The following is a 22,262-nucleotide window of genomic DNA, read 5'->3' as shown; positions in this document are numbered from 1 at the left end:
AAGGGCTGATGCTTTCACATCAACCCTTTCACTATTTACCTTGTGACTCTACTAATCGGTATTCGATTATAGGCCAGCCGCTGCAAATACTTGATTAACAATCTCTTGAGCTTCTGCTTCGATTGCTTTCAGGTGCTCTTCACCTTTAAAGCTTTCACAGTAGATCTTGTAGATGTCTTCTGTACCTGATGGACGAGCAGCAAACCAACCGTTTTCAGTCGTCACTTTTAGGCCACCAATCGCAGCACCGTTACCTGGAGCGTGTGTTAAGCGTGCAGTAATTGCATCGCCAGCCAGCGTCTCAGCAGAAACCATCTCTGGAGATAGCTTTTTAAGCACATCTTTTTGAGCGCCATTTGCTACCGCTTGAATACGGTTGTACTTAGATTCACCGTGTTTAGCAGCAAGCTCTTCGTAATATTCTTGTGGGTTCTTACCCGTTACTGCTGTGATCTCAGCCGCAAGCAAACAAAGAATTAGGCCATCTTTATCTGTTGACCAAGGCGTTCCGTCTTTACGTAAGAAAGATGCACCCGCACTCTCTTCACCACCGAAACCAAACTGACCGTTGTATAAGCCATCAACGAACCATTTGAAACCAACTGGCACTTCGCAAAGTTCACGGCCTAAGTCAGCAACAACACGGTCGATTAGTGCACTTGATACTAGTGTTTTACCCACTGCAACGTCTTTGCCCCAACCTTCACGGTTACGGTATAGGTAGTCAATACAAACCGCTAAGAAGTGGTTTGGATTCATCAGGCCTTTTGGCGTAACGATGCCGTGGCGATCGTAATCAGGGTCGTTACCAAACGCTAGTTGATAGTCATCTTTAAGCGCCAGTAAGCCTGCCATTGCGTACGGAGAAGAACAATCCATACGAACCACACCATCTTTGTCTAGAGACATAAATTGGAACGAAGGATCAACCGCTTCACTGACCAGAGTAAGATCTAAGTTGTACGCTTTGCCAATTTGACGCCAGTAATCAATACCGCTGCCACCCAGTGGATCAACACCAATCTTGATGTTTGCTTTCTGGATCGCTTCCATATCAACCACGTTAACCAAGTCAGCAACGTATGGTGCAACTAAATCAACTTCTTTCACTAGCTTAGACTGTTTAGCCTGTGCGATAGGAGTACGCTTTACACCTTGCATTTGCTCAGCAATGATGACGTTCGCACGATCTTCAATCGCTTGAGTTAGCTCAGCCTCAGCAGGGCCACCGTGTGTCGGATTGTATTTAATACCACCGTCTTGTGGTGGGTTATGCGAAGGCGTGATAACAATGCCGTCTGCTTTTTTGTCATTCACTAGGTTATGCGTAAGAATCGCGTGCGAGATACCTGGTGTTGGAGTAAAGCCATTGTTTTCTTGAATAATAACTTCAACACCGTTGGCTACAAGCACTTCGATTACAGTAGAAAACGCAGGCTCAGAGAGAGCGTGAGTATCTTTACCTAGGAAAAGAGGCCCTGTTGTACCTTGCTCAGCACGAACTTCAGCCACCGCTTGTGCGATTGCTAGAATGTGGTTTTCATTAAATGTTGATTTGTCTGCTGTACCACGGTGACCTGAAGTACCGAACAGTACTTTGTGGTCTGGGTTAGTAGCATCCGGTTGCTGTAAGAAATAGTTAGCAACTAAAGCCGGAATATTATGAAGATCTTCCTGCTGAGCTTTCTGCCCAGCACGAGGGTGCATAGCCATTTTTCGACATCCTTATATATAAAATTTAAAAACAAAAAAACCTCATAATATCTTCTTATCCATGGATATTATGAGGTTTAAATCAGATTTCGTTAAATTGAACCTGTTACTTTTTCTATCAATTCTGCTTGGAAACTCATGCGGCTCATAAGCTGTTCAACCATTTGTCTTTTACGGCTAGTGTTATTATTAGTTATAACCCAAAAAGGACTTTGTGGAATGGCTTTAGGCTTAGTTGTGTTGCCGTTTGCTAGCAGGGTCTCTTCGTTGTCTGCAAAGTAAACACGCTTGCGGCCTTTTACTTGAGTTGCTTCTGAAAAGCTTAAAGGGTCGATTTTATGCAGTGTCGATAACACAAGCATGAAACGATCAATGGCTTTCTTCAGTGATGCAAACTCATCTGATATTAGTAGTGAGCGCATTTCTTTAACACCATCGAACTTCTCTGGAGTAAAGCCTACCTCTTTGCTAACAACGATACCTTTTGGCTCAACGATCTCTTCGATCGGAACCATGCCTTGGCTATCAACCTGTAATAAGCGGCGCAGAATATCTGAAGCGCTTTCGCCAATACGTTCTGTCTGACCCGCAATAAAACGGTATAGGTCCTCATCAACCTCAATTGTTTTCATTCGCTTTTCACAATCTCAATGTTTAAACTCAGGGGGATTATAGCGAGATCCGCGCGGATACTCTACGTCAAACCCACCATGAATAAGATAAAAATGTCAGTACAGCTCAACTATAAATTAGAAGGTGCGGGTCACACCATTGTTTTGATCCATGGATTATTCGGTAATCTGGACAACCTTGGCTTGCTCGCTAGGGATCTAAAAGCCGATCACCAGGTACTTAGTATCGATCTACGCAACCACGGCCAATCCTTCCATAGTGACACTCACAGCTATAAAGCAATGGCACAAGATGTGGCTCAACTACTGAATGATCTTGAGTTAAATGATGTCACTGTGATTGGTCATTCCATGGGTGGCAAGGTAGCGATGGCGCTGACACAACATCTTACGCTGCATAAATTGATTGTCTTGGATATGGCACCAGTCGCGTACACCCAAAGTCGTCACGACAACGTATTCGCCGGCCTACAAGCCGTGATAGAAGAAAAACCGACCTCACGCTCAGACGCGCTTAAGATCCTCGCAAAACATATCGAAATTGATGGGGTTCGCCAGTTCTTGACCAAATCTTTGTTCAAAACGGAACAAGGCATCATGGAATGGCGCTTCAACGTTGCTTCGTTATTGAGCAACTATCCACAAATTATTGGTTGGGAACCGATCGAGAAAACCTCGGTCAAAACCTTGTTAATAAAAGGTGGGGATTCTGATTACCTCACAGCTGAGCATCAAACCGCCGTTCAACAGCAGTTTTCCAACGCAAAGGCTCATGTTATCGCTAACACGGGACACTGGTTACACGCGGAAAAGCCAGCTGAAGTACTCCGTGCAATAAGAAAATTCATCGCTTAGATAGGTTGATTAGTCGATATAAATGAGAGCTGTGTAATCACAGCAGATTAACTTTATCTCACAACAGTGATATAGTGCGCCCAAGCAAATTTGGTATATAAGGTTCCCATGCTTTACGACTACATGAACATCATTGAATCTATTGGTTTAGATCTTCTGTTTGCCGCGATTTTCTTTCTAATCGGAATGGCAATTAAAGACGTTCTAAAGGAAGGAAATGTTCCTGCATTTGGTCGTCGCATCGTATGGTTAGTACTTTTCCTTGGCTGCGCAGGTTTTATCGCAAAAGGGATAATCCAACTAAGCTGGGAAGGAACTGGAATCTAACGATTTCCTCCGAACTTTATTACACCGACAACAGACAAAATGAAAGGTAATGATTCTATGGCAAGTGTAGGTCTCTTCTTTGGTAGCGATACAGGTAACACTGAAGCTGTTGCTAAGATGATTCAAAAGCAATTGGGCAAGCAGCTCGTTCAAGTTCAAGACATTGCAAAAAGCAGCAAAGAAGATATCGATAACTTCGATCTACTGCTGCTTGGTATCCCTACGTGGTACTACGGCGAAGCACAATGTGATTGGGACGACTTTTTCCCTGAGCTAGAAGCTATTGATTTTTCAACTAAGCTTGTTGCTATCTTTGGTTGTGGCGACCAAGAAGATTACGCAGAATACTTCTGTGATGCTATGGGTACTATCCGTGACATCGTTGAAGCGAAAGGCGGTACTATCCTAGGTCACACATCAACTGAAAGCTACGAATTCGAAGCATCGAAAGGCTTAGTTGAAGGCGATGACAGCCAATTCGTTGGTCTATGTATCGATGAAGACCGTCAACCTGAGCTAACTGATGAGCGTGTATCTAACTGGGTTAAACAAATCCACGAAGAAATGTGCCTAGCAGAGCTAGAAGACTAATTCTCTACCGATTGTTAATTGTTACAATTAATGACCGATATGTAGATATGAAAAAACCTCCTTATAGGAGGTTTTTTGCTATTTAATGTTCACCAATCAACACTCAGCTTCTAATGCTTCGTCATCATCTCTAAATTGTGGCTTCTTTCTCACATACAGGGTTCGCTGAATTTCTGACACTACATTCCCCTGCTTATCTTTAACGTGGATAATAAATTCGGGGAAACACTTCTCACCAAGCTGCGTCTGACGATAGATATCATCCAGTTGCCCTTGGCTTATCTCAAAATCTGCATACAAGTCGGATTGACCCGGCTTGATAAAGTTAATACTCGCCTCTTTATCCCAAACATAATATCGCTCACCTAAAATTCCCATTAACATCAAAGAGTAAACTGGATCGGTAAGAGAAAAGATACTGCCGCCATATTGAGTACGATTGGCGTTCTTATTCCACCAGCGCAGCTTTAGTATCGTCTTAACAACCCTAAAGTCAGGGCTAATGTGAGCTATTCGAATTCCCGATCCCCAAAAAGGAGGCCAAATATTGAGAGCAAATTTTACAATGTTGGGTTTATATATTTTTGCGAGTTGCTTATTCATAACAACATTCCATGTTCATATCAGAAACACCGTCAGCTTGACTGGTCGTACCTCCACTATAAGTGAGATACTTCCAATTTACAAAACAGATTGTGATGTCAGTAAGTAACCCTTTGAAGTTCGTGGTTTATTGTTATGCCTGACTAAACTATAATGGTATTAATATTGAATTCTGTTAATTGCTGCAGATCATCAACAGGAAAGTATATGTCAGACAATAATCAAGCGCTAAAAGATGCTGGTCTTAAAGTGACCCTCCCACGGCTCAAAATTTTAGAAGTATTACAACAACCAGACTGCCAACATATTAGTGCTGAAGATTTATATAAAAAGCTGATCGACTTAGGTGAAGAGATAGGTCTTGCGACCGTTTATCGCGTACTGAACCAATTCGATGATGCTGGCATTGTAACTCGCCACCACTTCGAAGGCGGCAAGTCTGTATTTGAACTTTCAACACAGCATCACCACGATCACCTAGTATGTTTAGACTGCGGTGAAGTTATCGAATTCTCTGATGATCTTATCGAAGAAAGACAAAAAGAAATCGCTCAACGCTACAACGTACAGTTAACTAACCACAGTTTATATCTGTATGGTAAAAGCATCACTGGGGATTGCAAAGGCAACCCAGACGCACATAAAGCGAAGAAGTAACACAGAACGCTGGCTTAGGCCGGCGTTTTTTATTTGGGCTGATACCGTATTAAGAATCACAGCAACTTGGTCCACAATTTGGTTATTTCCCAGACACAAAAAAACCGGCTCTAAGCCGGTTTTTTATTAAGCGAATCTTGAGAAACTAAGCTTTAAGACACTAAGCTTGGAAAAACAGAGTTGAGAAAAACAAAGCCATTAAGCTTCAGTTTTACCCCAAGTGTCACGTAGACCAACCGTGCGGTTGAATACTAGTGCGTCTGCTTTAGAGTCTTTCGAATCCACACAGAAGTAGCCTGTACGTTCAAACTGGTACGCTTGCTCTGCTACACCTTCCGCTAAGCTAGGTTCAACAAAACCATTTAGCGTAACAAGTGATTCAGGGTTTAGCGTTGCAGCGAAGTCATCAGCAGCGGCTGGGTTTGGCACTGTGAATAGACGATCGTACAAACGAATCTCAGCAGGCAGCGCTTTATCAGCAGATACCCAGTGGATAACGCCTTTCACTTTGCGACCATCTGCAGGATTCTTACCCAATGTTTCATTGTCGTAAGAACAGAAGATAGTCGTAATGTTGCCTTCTGCATCTTTTTCGATACGTTCAGCTTTGATCACGTAAGCACCACGAAGACGAACTTCTTTGCCAAGAACCAAACGCTTGTATTTCTTGTTTGCTTCTTCACGGAAGTCGTCACGCTCAATCCAAACTTCACGTGTAAATGGAACTTCACGAGTACCCATTTCTGGCTTGTTCGGGTGGTTTGCCACTGTCAGTGTTTCTACTGTATCAGCGTCGTAGTTTTCAATCACGACCTTGATAGGGTCAAGAACAGCCATTGCACGAGGTGCATTTTCGTTCAGATCATCACGGATACAAGATTCAAGTGAGCCGAACTCAATCATGTTCTCTTGCTTAGTCACACCAATACGTTTACAGAATTCGCGAATCGAGCTTGAAGTGAAGCCACGACGACGCAAACCAGAGATTGTTGGCATACGTGGATCGTCCCAACCTTCAACTAGGTTTTCAACCACAAGTTGGTTCAGCTTACGCTTCGACATTACCGTGTATTCAAGATTCAGACGGCTAAACTCGTACTGACGAGGTTGGCAATCAATCGTGATGTTGTCTAGAACCCAGTCATACAAACGACGGTTATCTTGGAATTCAAGCGTACAGATAGAGTGCGTAATGCCCTCTAGCGCATCAGAGATACAGTGAGTGAAGTCGTACATTGGGTAAATGCACCACTTGTCAGCAGTCTGATGGTGGTGAGCAAAACGAACACGGTAGATAACTGGATCACGCATAACCATGAATGAAGAGCTCATGTCGATCTTAGCACGTAAACATGCTTTGCCTTCTTCGAAACCACCGTCACGCATTTTTTCAAACAACGCTAGGTTTTCTTCAGGGCTGCGATCACGGTATGGGCTCGCTTTACCAGGCTCTTTTAACGTGCCACGGTATTCACGGATCTGCTCAGGACTTAGCTCGTCAACATACGCTAAGCCTTTATTAATTAATTCCACAGCATAAGCGTAAAGCGTATCGAAGTAGTTTGATGAGTAACAAATATCACCCGACCATTCGAAGCCTAACCAGCTTACATCATTCTTAATTGACTCAACGTATTCAACGTCTTCTTTTTCAGGGTTTGTATCATCGAAACGAAGATTACATTGTCCCTGGTAGTCCTGAGCAATACCAAAGTTCAAGCAAATAGATTTAGCGTGACCAATGTGCAGGTAACCATTTGGCTCCGGCGGGAAACGAGTATGCACGCTACTGTGTGTACCATCCGCTAAATCTTTATCGATAATTTGGCGAATGAAATTCGATGGACGAGCCTCAGCTTCACTCATCTATAGCACCTCTATGTATTTAGTATTGTCAGAGAAAGTTATCTTTCATATCCGAGACAAAGGCGGCTTTTGCTGCCTATCAAAGATAGAAAGATCATTGTTGCTAATCATCCACAATTCTTCGCCTTTGCACAATAAGAACCATCAGTTAATTGTGATTATTTCTGCTATTCGATGAAGAATAGAACGAACCTTGTTCACTGGCCTTACATGACAGGCACAAAAAAGCCTCCCGTGTGGGAGGCTTTCAATTTGAAACTTAGTTAAGAGCCGTTGTTACGTCTTAACAAGTACTTCCTTTACTATGGAAGTTTTACATCAGATAGGTCTTCACCTGCACCGATAGCTTTCATTTCGCCAGCGACGATTTCAGCTAGTGGGCCTAGGATAACCTGTAGGTTGTTCTCACCTAGTTTAACCACACCTTTAGCGCCAAGTTTCTTAAGAACAACTTCATCAGCGATAGAGCGGTCTTTAAGAGTTAGACGTAGACGAGTGATACAAGCATCGATTGAAGTCAGGTTTTCGTGACCACCTAGAGCTTTCAGGTATTGACGAGCAACGTCACCTTTTGGCGCGTCACCAGCAGGAGCTGCTGCAGCTTCGTCATCATCTTCACGACCTGGCGATTTCAAGTTGAAAGCGCGGATTGCGAAAGAGAAAGTGAAGAAGTATAGAGCACCGAATGCTAAGCCAATCAATAGTAGAGTGAATGGTTTAGTTGCTAGACCCCAGTTCAGTACGAAGTCAATTAGACCAGCAGAGAAACCGAAACCGTGCAGAGTACCAAACATGTTTGCTACTACTAGAGACAGACCTGTAAATACCGCGTGCATTGCGTATAGAGCAGGAGCTAGGAATACGAACATGAATTCTAGCGGCTCTGTGATACCTGTTAGGAATGAACAGAATGCAACTGAGAACAATGCGCCACCAACTTGGCTACGTTTTTCAGCAGGAGCAGCTAGGTACATTGCAAGTGCAGCACCTGGTAGACCGAACATCATTACTGGGAAGAAACCGTTCATGAATACGCCAGCGCCTTTATCGCCACCGAAGAAACGGTGTAGGTCGCCAGATTTAACTGTTTCAGTCACTTCTTTAACAACAGTAGTAATCTCTGGAGTTACTGAGTTAGCGAATGTGAATGTATGCTCTTGACCAACAACTAGAGTTTTAGCCAGTGCAGGGTCAACACAAAGTTGAGTGATGTTAGCGAATGCGCCTTGACCAGCAACGATGATTTCTTGACACGTACCCATACCGAACCAGAAGTATGAGTTCAATACGTGGTGTAGACCTACAGGGATTAGTGCACGGTTAAGAGTACCGTAAACGAATTGGCCAACAGCACCAGACGTTGATACCGCGTGAGCTAGTGCATCTAGACCAGATTGAATACCAGGCCAAACCACACCAGACACAGCACCTGCAACAAGTGCAAATAGACCGGCCATGATAGGTACTAAACGTTTACCCGCGAAGAAAGCCAGCCACTCAGGAAGGCGTGTTGCATGGAAAGCGTTGTAAGAGTGACCTGCGATGATACCTGCGAAGATACCGCCGAAGAATGACATGTTAACGTCTGCGTTAATTGTCGTTGCTGTTGCTGTTAGTACGAAGTAAGCAACTGCACCAGCAAGACCCGCTGCGCCGTTACCGTCTTTAGAAAGACCAATCGCGATACCTAGACCAAATAGCAATGGTAGGTTACCGAAGATAGCACCACCAGCTTCTGCCATGAATGGAATATCAAGTAGATCGCCTTGACCTAAACGTAAAAGAAGCGCCGCAATCGGAAGCGTTGCGATTGGTAGCATTAACGCCTTACCAAGCTTCTGTGCATATCCTAGAATATTCACCAGTTGTTTCCCCCTATAGGATTTTTTAGAATTCGTTTGAGAAACTTATTTTAGTCGCTCAATTTAGTCCTATTCAGTGTATTCAATTAATTTTGCTCCGCAAATTAAAACCTTACCATTTGTGATCGTAATCACCAGTTTTTACCAAATCCAGAGGTTTTTGCTAGCGAGATCATAAAACTTATTTTATCATTCAAAAAAATGAACGTTTATAGATAAAATCTAAACCTAATCATTAGACAAAATGATGCTATCTCTGGGTTTACACTGTCCAATAAACAATCATTAAAAGTGAACCTAAATGTATATCTATAATTAATTGTTCATATATTTTTCAACAACTTAAATCGCTTCCCATCTTGAAGCCGTTTGCCCATAAAAGATAAATCGTTACGTAAATGATGCTCGCAAACTAAGTCCACATTTAGGTAACGAACAAATTTTAAAGATCTCACGAAATAAGGATTAGCTGACTATGTACGCGCTAAGTAACTGTAAAATTTACACTGGTAGTGATGTTCTAACCGATCATGCTGTTGTAATCGAAAACGAACTGATCAAAAAAGTCTGTCCTATCTCTGAATTACCAGAAGGAATCGAAGTTCGCGACCTAAACGGAGCAAACCTAAGCCCAGGCTTCATTGACCTACAATTGAATGGTTGTGGCGGTGTAATGCTTAACGATGAGATCACTGCAGACACAATGCAGATCATGCACAAAGCAAACCTTAAATCTGGCTGTACTAGCTTCCTGCCAACGCTAATCACTTCTTCTGACGAAGACATGCGCGCGGTTATTACCGCAGCTCGTGAATATCACAACCAATACCAAAACCAATCTCTTGGCCTACACCTTGAAGGTCCGTATTTAAACGTTGCGAAAAAAGGCATTCACAGCGTCGATCACATTCGTAAATCAGACAGCGAAATGATTGAGCTTATCTGTGAGAACAATGACCTTGTTGCAAAAGTAACATTGGCTCCAGAACTCAACGACCCAGAACACATTGAGCGTCTGCGCAAAGCTGGTGTGGTTGTTTCGATTGGTCACACGAATGCAACGTATGCAGAAGCGCGTCAAGGTTTCGAATCAGGTATCACTTTTGCCACTCATCTATTCAATGCAATGACTCCTATGGTTGGTCGTGAGCCTGGCGTTGTTGGCGCGATTTACGACACGCCTGAGGTTTATGCTGGCATTATTGCCGATGGCTTCCACGTTGATTACGCAAACATCAGAATTGCGCATAAAATCAAGGGAGAAAAGTTGGTATTAGTGACGGATGCCACAGCTCCTGCAGGTGCTGACATGGAATACTTTATTTTTGTCGGTAAGAAAGTATATTACCGTGATGGTAAGTGTGTTGATGAAAACGGCACACTGGGCGGCTCAGCTCTGACTATGATTGAAGCAGTTCAGAATACAGTTGAGCACGCCGGTATCGCTTTAGACGAAGCTCTTCGCATGGCTACGCTATACCCAGCTACGGCTATCGGTGTAGAAAGCAAGCTAGGTCGAATCAAAAAAGGCATGGTTGCAAACCTAGCTGTATTTGACCGAGACTTTAACGTTAAAGCGACTGTTGTTAACGGACAATACGAGCACAATTAAGTATGAATGGCGGACAAATAGGTAACGTAGACTTAGTTAAACAACTAAACAGTGCGGCGGTATACCGACTAATAGACCAACAAGGGCCTATCAGTCGTATACAAGTGGCTGATGTAAGCCAACTCGCACCGGCAAGTGTTACAAAAATTACCCGCCAACTTTTAGAGCGCGGCCTAATTAAAGAGGTTGCGCAGCAAGCGTCTACTGGCGGTAGACGCGCTATCTCCCTAACCACAGAAGTAGAGCCTTTTCACTCTGTCGCTGTGCGCTTAGGCCGAGACTACATTCAAATAAGCCTGCATGACCTTGGCGGTCGTGAGTTGGCTTTCCAACAGCAAGACCTGAATTACTCAGACCAATCAGACCTCACCCAAGGCTTGGTCAATAACTTGAAGGCTTTCATTGCTGAACACCAACCAAAGATCGACCAACTGATTGCCATTGGTGTCACTCTTCCTGGCTTGGTTAACCCAACGACAGGTGTGGTTGAGTACATGCCAAATACAGACATCGATAACCTTGCGTTAAGCGACATTATTCGCGATACATTCCATGTTGCTTGTTTTGTTGGTAATGACGTTCGAGGAATGGCACTTGCTGAGCACTACTTCGGTGCAAGTAAAGACAGCCAAGATTCTATTTTGGTTAGCGTTCACCGTGGTACTGGTGCTGGAATTATTGTTAATGGTCAAGTTTTCCTTGGCCATAACCGCAACGTGGGTGAAATTGGTCATATCCAAATTGATCCACTTGGCGAGCAATGCCAATGCGGTAATTTCGGTTGTCTTGAAACCGTAGCGGCAAACCCTGCCATTGTTGAACGTGTCCAAAAGCTAATTAAGCAAGGTTATGAGTCCTCGCTAACAGAGATTGAACACATTACCATTCAAGATGTATGTGACCATGCTATCAATGGCGACGAACTGGCTAAGCAAAGTTTGGTTCGAGTAGGTAATCAACTGGGCAAAGCTATCGCAATGACGATTAACTTGTTTAATCCTCAGAAAGTTATCATTGCTGGTGATATTACAAAGGCACAAGAGATTGTTTTCCCTGCAATTAAGCGCAATGTAGAGAATCAGTCGTTAACGGCTTTCCATAGCGGCCTGCCTATTGTAGCATCACAGATCGATAAACATCCTACGATGGGAGCTTTTGCCATGATTAAGCGCGCCATGCTCAACGGTGTGTTACTTCAAAAGCTTCTTGAAGACTAAAGAAAAACAACTCTGATTTTCCGCGGGCCGTGTTTGTATAAACACGGCCCGTTTTTTTAAGCTAGGGAACTACTACTACAAGTTATGGAACTTATATTAATATCCACTGCGTTTATTGCAGGATTTATTGCTTTAAAGTGTCACCTTCCCCCATTGGTCGGCTTTTTGGTCGCTGGTTTTGGGCTCTTTGCTCTGGGTTTTGAAACCAATGAAACCATCATTACCTTGGCTGACCTTGGTGTCACCCTGCTTCTATTTACGATTGGCTTAAAGCTCGATATCAAAACCCTGCTCTCTAAAGAGATCTGGGCTGGCGCAACAATCCACAACCTTTTATCCACTCTGTTTTTTGCGGTCGCCCTGTTTGGTTTTAAATTCCTAGGTATTTCCTCGTTGGCAGCCATGTCAATAGAACAGATTGTTCTACTCGGTTTTGCCCTTTCATTCTCTAGTACCGTATTCGCAGTTAAGTCTCTGCAAGAGAAAGGGGAAATGAATGCGACCTATGGAACATTAGCGATCGGTATTCTGGTCATGCAGGATATCTTTGCCGTGGTCTTCTTAACGGCATCGACAGGCAAAATTCCAGAGTGGTATGCCATCGCACTGTTCGCTTTGCCATTCTGTCGTCCATTGTTCTACAAAGTCCTCGACTGGGTTGGTCACGGCGAAATGTTGGTGCTGTTCGGCATTTTCTTCGCATTGGTCGTCGGTGCAGGCTTGTTCCAGTTTGTAGGGGTTAAACCAGATCTAGGTGCTCTGATCTTAGGTATGTTGTTAGCCGGTCACCCAAAAGCTTCAGAGCTGTCGAAATCGCTGTTTAACCTCAAAGAGCTTTTCCTTGTCTGCTTCTTCTTGAATATTGGATTATCCGAGCAACCTACCATTCAAGGCTTTATGCTCGCCATCTTATTTTTACTGTTGCTGCCAGTGAAAGGCGTGCTTTACTTCTTGGTACTCAACCGCTTCAAATTCCGTGTTCGAACCTCTCTACTCGCCTCTCTATCATTATTTAACTACAGTGAATTTGGTCTTATCGTCGGTGGTCTTGCCTTTAAGATGGGGTGGATGTCTGGCGATATATTAGTGGCGGTGGCAATTGCGGTTTCGTTGTCGTTCTTAATCGCTGCTCCTTTAAACAAAGCGGGTCATAAGCTTTATCAACAGTCAGGTAAGTGGCTCAAAGAGCACGCTGCTGAAAAGCTTCACCAACGTGATAAACGAATTGATCCTGGTCGCGCACAAGTGCTTATTCTTGGTATGGGCCGCATTGGTACCGGCGCCTACGATGAATTGCGTTCTCGCTATGGCAAGGTTAGCTTAGGTGTCGAAGTTCGTGAAGAAGCCGCACATAACCATAGAAGCCTTGGAAGAAACGTTATTTCTGGCGATGCAACTGACCCAGATTTCTGGGAGCGTATCTTAGATACAGCAAACGTGAAGCTAGTGATCTTGGCGATGCCTCATCACCAAGGTAATCAAACAGCCTTAGAACAGCTAAAATCACGTAATTTTAAAGGTCAAATCGCAGCCATTGCTGAATACTCCGACCAGCTAGAAACATTGAAAGAGAATGGTGTCGATGCAGCATTCAACATCTACAGTGAAGCTGGTAGTGGTTTTGCTCGACACGTATGTGAGCAATTAAACCCTAACATCAATAAGATCTAATCCTAAACATTGTCTAGTTAACCTCTCAAAATTGCTGTTCTTTTGCACTTTTGAGAGGTTTTTGTTTAAAAAACCAACCGCAATTAGACGCAACTCAACAAAACCACCTTAAAATTAGATAATTTCTAACATAAACCCCTTTATATTATTTTTTTGCTCACATTCGGTTGCTTTTTTTAGCCAGAATGGCAAATTGAATACAGTTGATTTAGAAATTATTTAAAAGGAAGTTCTATGTGTTCAGTATTTGGCATTCTCGACATTAAAAGTGATGCCGCAGCACTTCGCCCTATTGCTTTAGAAATGTCTAAAAAGCTTCGTCACCGTGGCCCAGACTGGTCTGGTATCTATGCTGGTGAAAAAGCAATTCTTGCTCACGAGCGTTTGGCTATCGTTGGTCTTAACAGTGGTGCACAACCACTATACAGCCAAGATAAAAAGCACATTCTTGCAGTGAACGGTGAAATTTATAACCACAAAGAACTTCGTGCACGCTATGAAGATAAGTACCAGTTCCAGACTGATTCTGACTGTGAAGTTATCCTAGCGTTATACCAAGAAATGGGCGCGGACCTTTTAGAAGAACTTAACGGTATTTTCGCATTCGTTTTATACGACGAAGAGAAAGACGAGTACCTAGTCGGCCGTGACCATATTGGTATCATCCCGCTTTACCAAGGCTACGACGAGCACGGCAACTACTACATTGCTTCAGAGATGAAAGCACTCGTTGAAGTATGCAAGACGATCAGTGAGTTCCCTCCTGGTAGCTTCTATTCTTCGAAAGATGCAGAGCCTCAACGCTACTACATCCGCGATTGGAATGAATACGCTGCGGTACAAGGTAACAGCACAAGTAAAGAAGAACTGACTGAAGCGCTAGAAGCTGCAGTTAAACGTCAACTAATGACAGATGTACCTTATGGTGTACTTCTATCTGGTGGTCTTGATTCTTCAATCACTTCAGCAGTAGCTAAACGTTTTGCTGCAATGCGTATCGAAGACGATGAGCAATCAGAAGCTTGGTGGCCACAACTACACTCATTCGCAGTAGGTCTAGAAAACGCGCCTGACCTTATCGCTGCTCGTGAAGTTGCTGATAAGATTGGTACCGTACACCACGAGATGACTTACACCATTCAGGAAGGCTTAGATGCAATCCGTGATGTTATCTATCACATTGAAACTTACGATGTAACGACGATTCGTGCTTCAACGCCGATGTACTTGCTTGCTCGTAAGATCAAGGCAATGGGTATCAAAATGGTACTGTCTGGTGAAGGTGCTGATGAGATCTTTGGTGGCTACCTGTACTTCCATAAAGCGCCAAACGCAAAAGAGTTCCACGAAGAAACCGTGCGTAAACTTCTTGCTCTAAGCATGTTTGACTGTGCTCGCGCCAACAAATCTCTTGCAGCATGGGGTGTTGAAGGTCGTGTTCCATTCTTGGACAAAGAGTTCATCGATGTAGCAATGCGTTTGAACCCTGAAGATAAGATGTGTGGTAACGGTAAAATGGAGAAACACATTCTACGTGAGTGTTTTGAAGACTACCTACCAGATTCAATTGCATGGCGTCAAAAAGAGCAGTTCTCTGATGGTGTTGGCTACGATTGGATTGACACATTAAAAGCAACGGCTGAAGAAAAAGTAACGGATCAACAAATGGAAGCTGCGAAGTTCCGTTTCCCTTACAACACGCCAACAACCAAAGAAGGTTATGCTTACCGTGAAATTTTTGAGGAGCTATTCCCTCTAGAATCAGCGGCAGAATGTGTACCTGGTGGTCCTTCAGTTGCTTGTTCATCAGCGAAAGCGATTGAATGGGATGAGTCATTCAAAAACTGTGTCGACCCATCAGGCCGTGCAGTACAAGCCGTTCACAACGATGCTTACAACGCTTAGCGCGTTTTGAACAAACCCTAAAGACTAAAAAAGGCGCATTATGCGCCTTTTTGTTTTAAGCCTATTTTTTGCTTTGTATTACTGCACTTATGCGTGAGCTTGTAGTGCTTCGTTCTCAATACTGATCGGAACCACTTTGCTGATCATTTTTACCAGCATAATAGATCGAGCTTCACCATCTTTCTGATGGAAAATAGCTTCAACCCCAGCAAACTGACCACTATTGATCTTGACCACTTGCCCTGATTCAAACTCAACACAGCACTCTTCAGGTTCATCTTCGCAACACTTCTCAAACTCTTTCAGTTCATACACTAAGTCGCCTTGGACTTCATGTGGCCTTGCGCCAAACTTAATAAAGTCGACAACGCCACGAGTCGAACGAACAGTAGTAAAACTTGGACCCTGTTCGTAGTCAAAACGTACAAAGATGTAAGATGGGAATAGCGGTTCTTTGACCTGCTTCTCTTTCCCTCTCACGACCTTCTTGACATCGATTTGAGGATAAAAGCACTCTACCCCCTGGTTTTCTAGGTGCTGTTGAGCGCGTTTTTGATCACCACGCTTACAGTAAAGTAAATACCAACGTTTCATTTTACTAGCCATTTTCTATTTTGGGACATATTACCACAAGCCTAAAACCGTTAATCACCGTTAATAAAATGAATCCTGATAAGCAATAAATTATGCGTAACAGACCAACTTATCAACAAAAAGCCATAGGGACAAAAAGTGGTTAAGCATTGTACAGGGAACATTTACAGATAAAAAGACGCATTATTGTAAGGCTATGTATGCGACACACAAAAGGAACGCGACACCATTTAAATACAGAAACCATCCAACAAACCAATCAATTGGACGGTTAGCATTCGATAATTCTTTTAAAAAGAACACTATGCGCTCAACTCAAAACTGGAAAATTAGTTTGCAGCACGCATTGTCTGGGCAACATTCCCAATAAAACCCCATATTTTCATGAGCTTATAAAAAAATAGTTATCGTGACCATAAAAGACGCCTATTGCAGATGGTTATTCCACTCTGTATACATAAGGAACTATAAAATCTTTTAATACCTAAAATTAGTAAAACTTATGCCAAGCAATCACAACATCTTTGGCCACCCTAGAGGCCTATTTCTACTTTTTAGCACAGAGCTATGGGAACGTTTCTCCTACTATGCAATGCGTGCGATCCTTGTTTTATTTCTTACCGATACCACTATCAATGGTGGCCTTGGTTGGTCAACAAAAGATGCCCTCGATCTTTATGGTATCTATACCGGTTTAGTCTATATCACGCCATTAATCGGCGGCTGGCTTGCCGATAACTACTTAGGACAACGTAAATCGATCCTAGTGGGCGGTGTATTAATGGCATTAGGCCAATTTACGCTTGCTCTTCCTAACGGCGCTATTGGCTTAGACCAAGTAAATGCTCTTTATCTAGGTTTAGCACTGCTTATCAGTGGTAACGGTATGTTTAAACCAAACATCTCGACCATGGTTGGCGACCTATACCAAGAAGGCGATAACCGACGTGACGGCGCTTTCACCATTTTCTACATGGGCATCAACTTAGGCGCGCTACTGGGTGGCTTAATTTCAGGTGCTGCAGTCGATTCATTCGGCTGGAAAGCTGGCTTCTTAGCCGCTGGTATCGGTATGGTTATTAGCTTAGTTATGCAGTTGACGATGGCTCAGTCATGGTTAGGCAACATTGGCTCAGTACCTGCAGCTGCACGAGCGAAAGCGCTGAACAAATCGAAAGAGAAAACACCACTGACCAAAGAAGAGTTCGACAGACTAAAAGTTATTCTGGTTATGGGTCTGTTCGTAATCGTTTTCTGGGCTGGCTTTGAACAAGCTGGCGGTTTGATGAACATCTACACTCAACAATATACGGACCGTATGATTGGTGGCTTTGAAGTTCCTGCAGCTTGGTTCCAATCTCTGAACCCATTCTTCATCATTACACTTGCACCAATCATTGCTGCATTTTGGGTCAAGCTTGGTAAGCGTGAACCAAACTCGCCAGTGAAATTTGCGATGGCGTTGTTTTTCTTAGCACTAGGCTTTGTGTGCATGATGGGCGCAGTAATGGAGCAAGGCGGCGACCTAACAGTGAAAACATCAATGCTGTGGCTAGTCGGTGCTTTCTTCTTCCATACCCTTGGTGAGCTTTGTCTATCTCCTATTGGCCTGTCGTTGGTCACTAAGTTAGCTCCGCTTCGTCTAGCATCGTTAATGATGGGGGCATGGTTTGGTTTCAATGCTGTCGCAAACTACGTAGCTGGCCTTGTGGGTTCTCACGTTGGTGAGCTTGGCGCAATGTCTATCTTCGGTGGTATCGCAATTACAGCGACAATAAGTGGCGTCTTACTGCTTCTTTGTGCTGGCAAGCTTGTATCATGGATGCATGGTGTAGAAACCAACATGACGCTTGAAGCAGAACCAAAAGCAGAAACTTCGGTCGCTTAATATCTAGATCTATTTCAAGAAGAAACATCAAGATCAAAAAGGGCTGCTCAATGAGCAGCCCTTTTGTTATCTATTCAATCGACATATCAGTTAGCGATGAAGCGCCACTAGTTCAGCCATCATGTCGATGTGTGAGTCTCTGTCGTTGAGACACATAATGTAGCTAAAGTCTGAGCCACCAGCATTAATGAACGTCTCTTTACACTGGTCAGAAATCTCTTCCAACGTTTCCAAACAGTCAACCGAGAACGCAGGAGCCATGATATCAATCTTCTTGATGCCCTTACTCGGCAGTGATTCAAGTGTCTCGTCAGTGTAAGGCTTCAACCACTCTTCTCGACCAAATCGAGACTGGTATGTCATAGTAATATCGCCCGCAGATAAGCCTAACTCAGCAGCAAGTAATTTTGTCGTCGCTTCACAATGTTGAGGGTAGATGTCACCTTCATCAGCGAGTCGCTTCGGAATACCGTGGAAAGAACACACTAAATGATCACCTCTGCCATTTTTATCCCAATGACTACGAACACTTTCAGCCAATGCTTTTGCATAGCTTGGGTGCGCGTAGTAGTCGCGAATAAAGCGATAGCTCGGAATCACTGGCATCTGCTTAAAGGCTTTGGTTAAACCATCAGAAACAGCCGCTGTGGTTGTACCTGAGTACTGAGGATATAAAGGCAGGACGATAATATCTTCAACACCCTGCTCCATCAGTTGCTCGCCCCCCGTCTTAAGGCTTGGGTTGCCATAGGTCATACCCAGCGCTACGGGCATCTCTAATTTTTTCTGGAGCTTGTCGGCTTGTCTTTGAGAGTACACAAGCAATGGTGAGCCTTCATCCATCCAAACAGACTGATACAGTTTAGCCACTTTCGGTGCTCTAATCGGTAAGATCACCCCATGTAAAATAGGACACCAAAGCCAACGCGTTAGATTTACGACTCGCTTATCGTGTAAGAATTCACTCAAAAATCGACGAACGCCAGCCGGGGTCGCCGAATCTGGTGTTCCTAAGTTCACCAGTAAAACGCCCTGCTTTTTATTATTTTCCATAGATACCTGAGACCAATGTGTGATTTTCTGGAACGTAATATACTAATCGGCATAAGTTTAAGATCATTGTTATGCCACTAAATTTAAGAATAATCGTTCTTAACCTGGGTTATCACAACATCACCTTGAGCGTTAGCCTCGCGAATCTAAACAGTACCGCGTAAACAGTGCACAATCGAGTTTATCTAGATAAGTATATTACTAAAAATTGAAACAAAAAAAGCGACCTTAACGGTCGCTTCCAATATATCAAATTCTAAAACTGGCTGTTAGCCAATTATGCTAGTGCTTTCTCAAGTTCTGCACTAACTTCAGCAACTTGCTTAGTACCATCAAATTTAAGGTACTTAGTGTTACCTGCTTCTGCTTCCTTACCGTAGTAAGAAATAAGCGGAGCCGTTTGATCGTGGTATACGCCTAGACGTGCACGAACTGTTTCTTCTTTGTCGTCATCACGTACCACTAGCTCTTCGCCAGTGATGTCATCTTTACCTTCTTCTTTAGGTGGGTTGTACACACTGTGGTATGTACGACCAGAAGGAAGGTGAGCACGACGACCAGCCATACGCTCAACAATCACATCGTCAGCTACGTCGAATTCAACAACGTAATCAACAGCAATGCCCATTTCTTTTAGGCCATCCGCTTGTGGGATTGTGCGTGGGAAACCGTCTAGTAGGAAACCTTTCTCACAGTCATCTTGAGCGATACGCTCTTTGATTAGACCAAGGATAATTTCATCAGAAACTAGCTGACCAGCGTCGATTACTGATTTTGCTTGCTTACCAAGCTCAGTACCCGCTTTGATAGCAGCACGTAGCATGTCACCAGTTGAAATTTGAGGGATACCAAATTTGTTCATGATGAAGTTAGCTTGAGTACCTTTACCCGCGCCAGGAGCACCTAGAAGAATGATGCGCATGTTTAATCCTCTTATAAAAATTATGATTTATACCGAAGCTCACTATCCCGCCTTTCTGGTTTAATTTAGGTTAAACAAGAGAGGTTAGGTAACAACTGAGGCTAAGCACAACTGTAAACAGAAGCAAAACGGTAAGTTTCGGTATAACGTTTAAAAATCATACAACTGGAGACGATAGGTTCATAGCACCAGCTGATTAGGTCGAGCATTCTATCACATTAATATTCAATTTGGCTGAAATTAAGACTAAAGAATGTATCGACAGCGTTTGCGTTCGTCTTGTTAGCGACTTTAGCTACATTTCGATGAATTTAAGCGACGTTCATAAAAAAAGCCCGCATTAGCGAGCTTTTATTTATAATTATAGGCTTAGCCCAAAGTCGAAAGACTAACGTTTTGTTAGTAGCTCGTTGATTGCACCTAAGAATTGTGACGGATCTTCCATTGAGCCTTTTTCAGCCAGCATAGCTTGGCCAAGTAGTAACTCAACCCAACGGCCGAATGCTTGTTCGTCCGCTTCATCAGCCATCTGCTTAACTAACGCATGTTCAGGGTTAATCTCAAAGATGTACTTCACCTCAGGAGCAGCTTGACCCGCAGCTTCAAGAAGTTTAGCCATTTGAGTGCCCATCTCGAAATCATCGGTAACAACAACAGCAGGTGTAGTTGCTAACTTGAATGTCGTGCGAACCTCTTTAACACGATCACCTAGGTAAGATTGAGTGCGCTCAACAACAGATTTGAACTCTTCTTCTGCCTCTTTTTGCTTCTCTTTCTCTTCTTCGCCTTCGAACTTGCTTAGGTCTAAGCCCGCTTTGGTGATCGATTGGAACTGCTTACCATCAAAATCAGTCAGGTAGTTCATTACGTACTCATCAATACGATCGTACATTAGAACCACTTCGATACCTTTTGCTTTGAACTGCTCCAAATGCGGGCTGTTCTTAGCGGCAGCGTAGTTATCTGCTGTTAGGTAATAAATCTTGTCTTGACCTTCCTTCATACGTTCAACGTAAGACACTAGGCTGATAGCTTGGTCAGCAGAGTCAACTTCCGTTGACGAGAAACGAAGTAAACCAGCGATTTTTTCTTTGTTCGCCATGTCTTCCGCTGGGCCTTCTTTCAGTACAAGGCCAAACTCTTTCCAAAACTCTAGATACTTATCATTGTCATTCTTCGCCATGCGCTCAAGCATAGTCAGGACACGCTTGGTACATGCGCCACGAAGAGACTGAGTTACCTTATTATCTTGCAAGATTTCACGAGACACGTTCAGTGGTAGATCGTTTGAGTCAATCAAGCCGCGAACGAAACGCATGTAAGATGGCATGAACTGCTCTGCATCATCCATGATGAATACTCGCTGTACATAAAGCTTAAGGCCGCTCTTATGGTCACGATTCATCATATCCCAAGGTGCTTTAGCTGGGATGTAAAGTAGGCTTGTGTAGTCGTTCTTACCTTCAACTTTGTTATGGCTCCACGTTAGTGGATCAGCAAAGTCGTGAGATACGTGCTTGTAAAACTCTTGGTACTCTTCTTTCTCGATATCAGACTTGTTACGAGTCCAAAGCGCTTGAGCCTTGTTAATCTGTTCCCAATGTTTCTCTTCGGTGTCTTTACCTTCGTCATCTTTAACCGCAGTTAAGATAGAAACAGGGATACCGATGTGATCAGAGTATTTACCAATGACTTCACGCAGACGCCATTCATTTAGGAATTCTTTACCGTCTTCGCGCATATGAAGAATGATATCAGTACCACGAGACTCTTTAGTGATGTCTTCGATGGTGTAATCACCTTCCCCTGCAGAGTGCCACTGAACAGCTTCATTACTCGCTAGACCTGCTGCACGTGTGCGAACCGTTACCGCGTCTGCAACGATGAATGCAGAATAGAAACCAACACCAAATTGACCAATCAATTGAGAGTCTTTGCTTTGGTCTTCAGGCAGCTTTGAGAAAAAGTCTGCAGTACCCGATTTAGCAATCGTACCTAAATGCTCAATAACGTTGTCGCGGCTCATGCCGATGCCGTTATCAGAAATCGTTAAAGTATTGGTTTCAGCGCTAAAAGATAATTTTACGCCTAGGTCTGCATCACCTTGGTAAAGGTCACCGTTTGACAAGGCTTGGAAACGAAGCTTATCAGCCGCGTCAGATGCGTTAGAGATCAGCTCACGTAGGAAGATTTCTTTATTTGAATACAGTGAGTGAATCATTAGGTGAAGTAGTTGTTTTACTTCAGATTGAAAGCCACGAGTCTCTTTATTTTGCGTTGCTGTTTCGCTCATT

18 protein-coding genes are annotated in these 22,262 nt (G+C 43.4%); 9 read left to right on the top strand and 9 right to left on the bottom strand.

The features are described from left to right. Positions 1–66: 66 nt before the first annotated feature. Both pgm and seqA read right to left on the bottom strand, forming a co-directional pair. Complete coding sequence (pgm, locus tag AACU28_RS12925) at positions 67–1,713, bottom strand: phosphoglucomutase (alpha-D-glucose-1,6-bisphosphate-dependent) (protein ID WP_121603035.1); 1,647 nt, start codon at positions 1,711–1,713, stop codon at positions 67–69. Positions 1,714–1,805: 92 nt separating this feature from the next. Further along, positions 1,806–2,345, bottom strand: coding sequence for a replication initiation negative regulator SeqA (seqA, locus tag AACU28_RS12920; RefSeq protein ID WP_004734221.1), 540 nt, complete (start codon positions 2,343–2,345; stop codon positions 1,806–1,808). 93 nt (positions 2,346–2,438) lie between these two features. On the opposite strand from seqA, the gene AACU28_RS12915 reads away from it, so the two are divergent. The 3 genes from AACU28_RS12915 (at position 2,439) to fldA (ending at position 4,118) form a co-directional block, all read left to right on the top strand. After that, entirely contained in the window at positions 2,439–3,200 is a 762-nt protein-coding gene (locus tag AACU28_RS12915) for an alpha/beta fold hydrolase (protein ID WP_102450870.1), read from the top strand. Positions 3,201–3,308: 108 nt separating this feature from the next. Then, positions 3,309–3,527, top strand: coding sequence for a DUF2788 domain-containing protein (locus tag AACU28_RS12910; protein WP_004734223.1), 219 nt, complete (start codon positions 3,309–3,311; stop codon positions 3,525–3,527). Between the two features lie 57 nt (positions 3,528–3,584). Beyond that, positions 3,585–4,118 carry a flavodoxin FldA gene (gene fldA, locus AACU28_RS12905; RefSeq protein ID WP_004734224.1) on the top strand — a complete coding sequence of 178 codons (534 nt, stop codon included), beginning with the start codon at positions 3,585–3,587 and terminating at the stop codon, positions 4,116–4,118. A gap of 96 nt (positions 4,119–4,214) precedes the next feature. Here the strand turns inward: fldA and AACU28_RS12900 are convergent, their stop codons facing one another. After that, a complete protein-coding gene (locus AACU28_RS12900; protein WP_017092672.1) occupies positions 4,215–4,721 on the bottom strand; it encodes a DUF4442 domain-containing protein in 507 nt (168 codons plus the stop codon). A 207-nt stretch (positions 4,722–4,928) separates the two neighbouring features. On the opposite strand from AACU28_RS12900, the gene fcrX reads away from it, so the two are divergent. Then, positions 4,929–5,378, top strand: a complete 450-nt coding sequence (fcrX, locus tag AACU28_RS12895; RefSeq protein WP_004734226.1) for a ferric iron uptake transcriptional regulator FcrX — start codon at positions 4,929–4,931, stop codon at positions 5,376–5,378. A gap of 198 nt (positions 5,379–5,576) precedes the next feature. On the opposite strand, the gene glnS is transcribed toward fcrX, so the two are convergent. Continuing rightward, a complete protein-coding gene (gene glnS, locus AACU28_RS12890) occupies positions 5,577–7,244 on the bottom strand; it encodes a glutamine--tRNA ligase (RefSeq protein ID WP_017084091.1) in 1,668 nt (555 codons plus the stop codon). Positions 7,245–7,546: 302 nt separating this feature from the next. Continuing rightward, positions 7,547–9,106 (bottom strand): N-acetylglucosamine-specific PTS transporter subunit IIBC, encoded by a 1,560-nt coding sequence (gene nagE, locus AACU28_RS12885; protein ID WP_017079465.1) that lies wholly within the window; start codon positions 9,104–9,106, stop codon positions 7,547–7,549. 475 nt (positions 9,107–9,581) lie between these two features. Between nagE and nagA the strand changes: the two genes are divergently transcribed. The 4 genes from nagA to asnB all read left to right on the top strand — a co-directional run bounded on the left by nagA (position 9,582) and on the right by asnB (position 15,511). Next, positions 9,582–10,718: an N-acetylglucosamine-6-phosphate deacetylase gene (gene nagA / locus AACU28_RS12880; RefSeq protein WP_017079464.1), complete on the top strand. Its 1,137-nt coding sequence runs from the start codon at positions 9,582–9,584 to the stop codon at positions 10,716–10,718. Between the two features lie 2 nt (positions 10,719–10,720). Beyond that, positions 10,721–11,935, top strand: a complete 1,215-nt coding sequence (gene nagC, locus AACU28_RS12875; RefSeq protein WP_004734232.1) for a DNA-binding transcriptional regulator NagC — start codon at positions 10,721–10,723, stop codon at positions 11,933–11,935. Positions 11,936–12,019: 84 nt separating this feature from the next. After that, positions 12,020–13,606 carry a cation:proton antiporter family protein gene (locus AACU28_RS12870; RefSeq protein WP_121603034.1) on the top strand — a complete coding sequence of 529 codons (1,587 nt, stop codon included), beginning with the start codon at positions 12,020–12,022 and terminating at the stop codon, positions 13,604–13,606. A gap of 234 nt (positions 13,607–13,840) precedes the next feature. Then, positions 13,841–15,511: an asparagine synthase B gene (asnB, locus tag AACU28_RS12865; protein ID WP_121603033.1), complete on the top strand. Its 1,671-nt coding sequence runs from the start codon at positions 13,841–13,843 to the stop codon at positions 15,509–15,511. Positions 15,512–15,598: 87 nt separating this feature from the next. On the opposite strand, the gene rfaH is transcribed toward asnB, so the two are convergent. Further along, positions 15,599–16,105: a transcription/translation regulatory transformer protein RfaH gene (gene rfaH, locus AACU28_RS12860; RefSeq protein ID WP_004734235.1), complete on the bottom strand. Its 507-nt coding sequence runs from the start codon at positions 16,103–16,105 to the stop codon at positions 15,599–15,601. Positions 16,106–16,607: 502 nt separating this feature from the next. Between rfaH and AACU28_RS12855 the strand changes: the two genes are divergently transcribed. Then, entirely contained in the window at positions 16,608–17,993 is a 1,386-nt protein-coding gene (locus AACU28_RS12855) for a peptide MFS transporter (RefSeq protein ID WP_004734236.1), read from the top strand. A 90-nt stretch (positions 17,994–18,083) separates the two neighbouring features. Here AACU28_RS12855 and hemH read toward each other — a convergent pair whose 3' ends face one another. From hemH to htpG, 3 genes are all read right to left on the bottom strand, one after another. Next, the gene (gene hemH, locus AACU28_RS12850; RefSeq protein ID WP_121603032.1) at positions 18,084–19,046 is read right to left on the bottom strand and encodes a ferrochelatase; all 963 of its coding nucleotides are present in this window, start codon (positions 19,044–19,046) and stop codon (positions 18,084–18,086) included. A 277-nt stretch (positions 19,047–19,323) separates the two neighbouring features. Then, complete coding sequence (gene adk, locus AACU28_RS12845; protein WP_004734238.1) at positions 19,324–19,968, bottom strand: adenylate kinase; 645 nt, start codon at positions 19,966–19,968, stop codon at positions 19,324–19,326. 388 nt (positions 19,969–20,356) lie between these two features. Next, positions 20,357–22,261 carry a molecular chaperone HtpG gene (gene htpG, locus AACU28_RS12840; protein ID WP_121603031.1) on the bottom strand — a complete coding sequence of 635 codons (1,905 nt, stop codon included), beginning with the start codon at positions 22,259–22,261 and terminating at the stop codon, positions 20,357–20,359. Between the last annotated feature and the right edge of the window lies 1 nt (position 22,262).

The sequence above is a fragment of the Vibrio sp. SBT000027 genome, assembly GCF_963894355.1.
In the GTDB taxonomy this organism is placed as follows: Bacteria; Pseudomonadota; Gammaproteobacteria; order Enterobacterales; family Vibrionaceae; genus Vibrio; species Vibrio splendidus.
The sequence above is the reverse complement of the archived record's forward strand: the minus strand, read 5'-3'. Positions and strand labels throughout refer to the sequence as shown.